A 5,522-nucleotide genomic window follows, 5' to 3' on the forward strand; every position below is an offset into this window, starting at 1 on the left:
GAGCCAGTAATTGATTGTAACAATGACGACGTGAACCGCAAGCTTTATCTAAATAGACAGCTTGTTCCTTTGTCGGTCTCAGTTCAACTTTATGCGCTAGCAACATCATTCAAAGCTTCCATTAACTTCTTATTTTTATCGCTACGACTACCATGTAAGCGAGCAGAAAATACGGTGATGATTTCCAATACGTCTTGAGCTTACTCTTCCTCAAAACTGGGTTATTCACCTTGGTGAATAATGATAATTTCTATATTCTGTTTTTCACATAAACTAAATATTAATTCTGCTCCAATCTGCAAGCAAGCTATTAATATCGTAATATCTTGTCCCACCTTTAGTTTTCCTTGCTGGCAATAATTCTCCTGTCAATTCCCACTTCCTTAACTGGGCAGGACTTGAACCTAGTATCTTTGCAGCTTCACCTATTTTTACAAGTTTTTTTAACATTAGTACATCAATTGTGGATTTCAAGTTGCAGTTATTACCCCCTAATTTTAGTAATTAGGTGTTTGATTTGCTCTGTTTGCTGCTCATGACTCTGTAATATCATTTCTAAAATATCCAATAGTTCAGCACTAGAAGTTTCTTCTATTTTTTTACGCCCATAAATCCCAGTAATAATGTAATCAGTATTAAACCCTGCTCGAGAAAGGAGGTCTAAATATGTAGATTTTATTGTAGCCCTGCCAGTCTCCCAGTTAGATACTGCCTTGATGGTTACCCCACAAATTTTTGCTACATCGCCCTGTGTTAAATCTAATCTTTTGCGTTCTTCTTTTAAAAAAATCATTCAAAAATTACCCATCTAAGATACTGAATAGAATAAAAATTCTATTTTTGTTGAGTTTTTTGTCTGACTCACCTCTTGAAATAGAACAAAACTTCTATTAATATTGAATCCAGACAATCCAGTATAGAGTCGGACACGTCACTACAACCTAAAATAGGTTACAGATACAAATATAAATACACAACAGGTAAAAACATGTAAGGAATAACCATGCAAAACACACCAGAATCTCCTTATTGGGAAATTGTTGATAATTCACTTTGGAAACAACAGCATATTATCGAATTTATAGATGAAATAATAGGTGATTTGTATTTAGGTGAAAACCCTGACGATTTGAAAAGAGTGGAAGTACGTTTAACGGCTATTGACGCATTAATTGACAGCTTGAAAGGGGAACTTCACCATATTATTCCATTGGTTCAGCACGAGAGAGAAACATTAAACTAGTTTGCTACCAAGTTAAGGGTTTACAAAAACATTTTATTTTTGACTCGTAACTTGTTGATTTTACGTTATCGAAAATACGAAAAATGAGGTTCTTTTACAAGCTCTAGAATTTGAGAACAAAATACACTCTATTTCAAGAATTCATCATTCTATATTCTTTTAAAAAGTTAACAATTTCTGTTCTTTTTAGGTCTTTTGCCCAATCTAGTGAGGTTTTGCCAAATTCATCTTTGCAATCTATTACAGCACCTGCTTCTAATAGTTTTTTTACAATACCAAGATGCCCCTTTTGAGCTGCATAATGCAAAGGAGTTAAACTCATATCTCCAAGAGCATTGACAGATGCACCATGCTTTAAAAGAGTGCTGACATCATTTATTAAGCCCCACCGTGATGCTACATGTAGCAGGCAGTCATCACCAGCACCCAGTTGATTAACATCTTTTAAATTAATACCAATAAAATCCATTGACTCAGAAGTATATCGTTTAAATAGCTCTTTTAGTTCTGTATCCATTTACGTACCTTCTTTAAATGTGGTTTTATCATTCTTGTTCCCGCCGTCTTTTGTTGGAATCGACCCCAAATGCTCTGCGTCAAGAATTTACTTAATATGTCATCCTCTCTAACCATTCCTTCTTAAACTTGTTCACATAATAAACAACGATTTTTTTCCTGTAACCATACAAAACGACCTAACAAAATTTGCACAGAATCGGGGCGCGTAAATATAGCTTACCAATCAACTACAGTACGAGTGTGAAAATAGGGGGATTGTTCATTCAGAATTTTGTAACGGCTTCGTCCCATGTTACGTTTCTTTCTCCCAAATCTGCTAAAATCCTTATATAACTATTTGACTAGGATTTCACCATGCAACAAGCAATCAAAGTTGACAGTACACTACTCCAAGAAGCCATATACATCACTGGTTTACATCAAGAACAAGCATTAGAAGCCGCTTTAAAATTACTGATTCAGACAACATCGCAAAAACATTTATGGCAACAACAAGCCATGCAAGATGAACAACTACATCAAGCTGGACAACAATTCAATCAGAAGCAATGGAAGCAATGCCAACCATCTGAAATAGATAATTTACTATGAGGCAATTGAGAATTATATGAGGCTGCATTAGATGATTTACGCCATTGGGCAGCAACTGATAATAAAAAGTATCAACGAATCAAAACAATTTTAGAACAACTTTGCACTAACCCTCATGTCAGCATTGGCAAACCTGAACCACTCAAAGGTGATAAAGCAGGACTTTGGTCATGTCGAATAGATAAGCAAAACCGCCTCATTTATAGTTTTGATGAAAACTTTGTATATGTATGGCGAGCACGCTATCACTATGAAAATATCCCACCTGAAGCTTTTGATAGCATTTAAAAAATCATTCAGATGTAGCAAATAGGATGAGTTTGGGAATGCTTGCCTTACAAACTCAGCTTGCGAAATATCTTATAAAGCAGAGCTTTTGGAACAGGCATTACCAAATAAGCAAGGTAACGAGCTATATTCGTAGGTTGTGCTGACGAAGGAAGCTCAACAAAATTGTAGCTTTATTGAACAGTTGGGCTTCGTGCTTCAACCCAACCTACCGTGCGACTATATTGTTGTTTTAATCTCTACGGTCTCAATATGAAAACCTTTCTTATTAATTTCCTCAATTACATCATTTGAATTCAATGCAATTCGCTGCTCTCCAGGATTGATTTCTATCTGACGAGAAAATATAAGTTCCCCTAATTTATTCAATTCATCTGGGGAAACTTTTTTTTTGTAATCAAAACCAGATTCAACCATCAAGAATTCAGTAATTTGAGGCTTTTTACGCTTTTTTACCTTATAAATATCAACTTGCATTTTTATTACCTAAATAGTTGAGAACTCGTTAAATGTTATAGCTGAAGCAGTTGCAACATAATTATTAAGATTTGGAGGTGAACTTAAAGTATCCATCCAAGTTAAGAAATGTGTAAATAAGAAAAATAAATTACCTTCTTTTTGTGATACATAAGCCCAATAATGTCCATTTGGAACATTAGAAGGCTTATTCAAAGAAAGCTTATCTATGTTCCATATAACACCTTTACCTAATACAATTATCATATCAATTAAATTATCTTTTGAAACATTTTCTAATTCGTTCTGAATTTTAGGCATCCATGCTGCCATAGTCCCTATGCTTTTTGTAGATGAGTCAAAAGCAACAATATAAGAAAGAATATCTTGTTGTGAATTTCCAAACTGATGAAGTGGTGGTGTTCTAACAAGCTCTTTATGAGTACAGCTTGCCTTACAAGCCTTCTTTAGCTCAGCTTTTGTTAAGTTGGATTTACTTTCGATTGTTGCAATCACACCTTCTGCCAAAAAAGCCATATTATCTCTTGAATACATTATTTTTGGCAAATCTCGCCTATAAATTACAATGTCAACTTGAGGTCTATAGCGGTCTTTTGGAGGATTAGGCTCACTATTTTCATCAACAACTTCCCCTTGCCCTACTTCCAAGCTACTGGGTAAGTGTCCCTCTAAAAACTCTCGTATAAACCACTCTCTTGGTCCACCACGAAGATTGGGATGTCCTGCATTTTGTGCGACCTTACTTTGAGCAAGTAAAATATTTTCAATAGAATTTATATGTGATTCAAGCATTGTTTAGATAAATACCATGTCTTTCAAATATGATTTTTTGATTCTAGTATAACTATAAACCATTCCTTCTTAAACTTATTCACACAACAAACAACGGTTTTTTTCTACCGTCTCCTTGCCCAATTCCCATATTACTGCTAGTTTTATTGGCAATACCCTTTTTACAGCAAGGCAATATAAGCTATCTCTGGGTAGCATTAAAAAATATAATCAATCACTTTACTGTTATTCACGTAGCTTATTTCCTGAGTTTATCGGAGTAGTGACCATTATTCACTTTGATAATAATGAAATATTGTTCAATAAATTTTCGAGGTAGAAGTATGCAATTCAATCTTGCTCGAAGTTTTCGAGTACCTTATTTAAAGCATCTGGCTTTTTTACTCGCAAGTATGCTAATCACCCTATCCTGTTCCGTTCACGCAACACCTACAAATCTACTCACCAACCCCAGCTTTGAAACCCTGCCATTAAATCAAGATTGGTCAGTGTTTGGTAGCGCGGGCGCATTGAATAGTAGCAGCGTGGCACATACAGGAACGTCCAGTGCTTTAGTCAACAGCCGAACCGCGTTTTATGGCGGCGTGAGCCAAGACATTAACGGCGTATTAACTGCGGGTGTCACTTACGATGTCAGTGCATGGGTACGTTTAGCCAATCCTGTCACTTTTGACATCAGCGACAGTACTTTAACTGAAAGTATTAAATTTGAAATGAATATCAAGCAAACCGATGGTTCAGGGACGCAATACATCAGCATTGATACCAGTGCCAGTGAAAATGTAAATAACTGGATTAAATTATTTGGTCAATTCACTTATCAACCCAATGGTGCAGTCAGTGCGCTCAACTTTTATGTGCATGGCCCTGATGCGGGAATTGATATTTTAGTCGATGATGTGGCGATTTATGCCCCTGAATCCTATACCACCACACCGCATACCAGCAGTGATTTTGTTCAAGCACAAGGTCGTCAATTGGTGGTTGGAGCGGCTAATGCCCCGATTCGTTTAATAGGTGTTAATTTCAATGCTTATGCTGAAGAAGATGAGGCGGCAGACATTATTTTTAGTGGTAATAACTATGATGCAGACAGCTATCAAGACGTGGCAAACATGGGTTTAACCGTGGTGCGTTTGGATTTGTGGTGGAAATTATTTGAAGACGAAAACAATCCTTATACTTATAAACAAGCAGGTTGGGATTGGTTAAATAAAAACATCAATTGGGCACGCGATGCGGGCGTTTATTTGATTTTAGATATGCACGCACCACATGGCGGATTTCAAGGGCCGGGATATAGCGGCGGATTCTGGAGCAATTCAGATTACAAAGCCCGTACCAAAGCCTTATGGTCAGAAATTGCCTCACGTTATAAAGATGAAATCGTGATTGCGGCTTACGATATTTTTAACGAACCTGCTGCACCAGCAACAAGCCAATTAGTCACTTATAGTCAAGAATTAGTTGACGCGATTCGTTTAGTGGACACAAATCATTTATTAATTGTTGAAATCGATTACGGCGATAATTCGACTGGGCCTTTCTTAATCACTGATTCTGCTAGTAATGTGATGTATGATTTTCATCAATATGCACCTTGGTATCACAA

9 protein-coding genes and 2 pseudogenes are annotated in these 5,522 nt (G+C 36.4%); 4 read left to right on the forward strand and 7 right to left on the reverse strand.

What is annotated here, in order from left to right; all coding sequences use genetic code 11:
• The 4 genes and pseudogenes from ABXH34_RS17440 to ABXH34_RS17450 form a co-directional block, all read right to left on the reverse strand.
• Positions 1 to 109: helix-turn-helix domain-containing protein (locus ABXH34_RS17440; protein ID WP_353573169.1), on the reverse strand; the 109-nt coding region annotated here is incomplete at its 3' end.
• Positions 90 to 302, reverse strand: a pseudogene (locus ABXH34_RS18790) (recombinase family protein); the annotation flags it as partial. The pseudogene ABXH34_RS18790 and the gene ABXH34_RS17440, both read right to left, overlap by 20 nt.
• Positions 274 to 450, reverse strand: a complete 177-nt coding sequence (locus ABXH34_RS18795) for a MerR family DNA-binding transcriptional regulator (protein WP_502710429.1) — start codon at positions 448 to 450, stop codon at positions 274 to 276. The pseudogene ABXH34_RS18790 and the gene ABXH34_RS18795, both read right to left, overlap by 29 nt.
• A gap of 34 nt (positions 451 to 484) precedes the next feature.
• The gene (locus ABXH34_RS17450; RefSeq protein WP_353573162.1) at positions 485 to 793 is read right to left on the reverse strand and encodes a helix-turn-helix domain-containing protein; all 309 of its coding nucleotides are present in this window, start codon (positions 791 to 793) and stop codon (positions 485 to 487) included.
• 210 nt (positions 794 to 1,003) lie between these two features.
• On the opposite strand from ABXH34_RS17450, the gene ABXH34_RS17455 reads away from it, so the two are divergent.
• Positions 1,004 to 1,243, forward strand: coding sequence for a hypothetical protein (locus ABXH34_RS17455; protein ID WP_353573163.1), 240 nt, complete (start codon positions 1,004 to 1,006; stop codon positions 1,241 to 1,243).
• A gap of 133 nt (positions 1,244 to 1,376) precedes the next feature.
• On the opposite strand, the gene ABXH34_RS17460 is transcribed toward ABXH34_RS17455, so the two are convergent.
• A complete protein-coding gene (locus ABXH34_RS17460; RefSeq protein ID WP_353573164.1) occupies positions 1,377 to 1,760 on the reverse strand; it encodes an ankyrin repeat domain-containing protein in 384 nt (127 codons plus the stop codon).
• A gap of 356 nt (positions 1,761 to 2,116) precedes the next feature.
• On the opposite strand from ABXH34_RS17460, the gene ABXH34_RS17465 reads away from it, so the two are divergent.
• Positions 2,117 to 2,353, forward strand: a complete 237-nt coding sequence (locus ABXH34_RS17465) for a hypothetical protein (RefSeq protein WP_353573165.1) — start codon at positions 2,117 to 2,119, stop codon at positions 2,351 to 2,353.
• A gap of 30 nt (positions 2,354 to 2,383) precedes the next feature.
• Positions 2,384 to 2,641, forward strand: a pseudogene (locus ABXH34_RS17470) (Txe/YoeB family addiction module toxin); the annotation flags it as partial.
• 219 nt (positions 2,642 to 2,860) lie between these two features.
• Here the strand turns inward: ABXH34_RS17470 and ABXH34_RS17475 are convergent.
• Entirely contained in the window at positions 2,861 to 3,118 is a 258-nt protein-coding gene (locus tag ABXH34_RS17475) for a hypothetical protein (RefSeq protein ID WP_353573166.1), read from the reverse strand.
• A 9-nt stretch (positions 3,119 to 3,127) separates the two neighbouring features.
• Positions 3,128 to 3,910: a DUF6602 domain-containing protein gene (locus ABXH34_RS17480; protein WP_353573167.1), complete on the reverse strand. Its 783-nt coding sequence runs from the start codon at positions 3,908 to 3,910 to the stop codon at positions 3,128 to 3,130.
• A 323-nt stretch (positions 3,911 to 4,233) separates the two neighbouring features.
• Here ABXH34_RS17480 and ABXH34_RS17485 point away from each other — a divergent pair.
• Positions 4,234 to 5,522, forward strand: a 1,289-nt coding sequence (locus tag ABXH34_RS17485; protein ID WP_353573168.1) for a cellulase family glycosylhydrolase, incomplete at its 3' end; no start/stop codon positions are given.

This window comes from Candidatus Albibeggiatoa sp. nov. BB20 (assembly GCA_016744725.1).
GTDB lineage: Bacteria > Pseudomonadota > Gammaproteobacteria > Beggiatoales > Beggiatoaceae > Albibeggiatoa.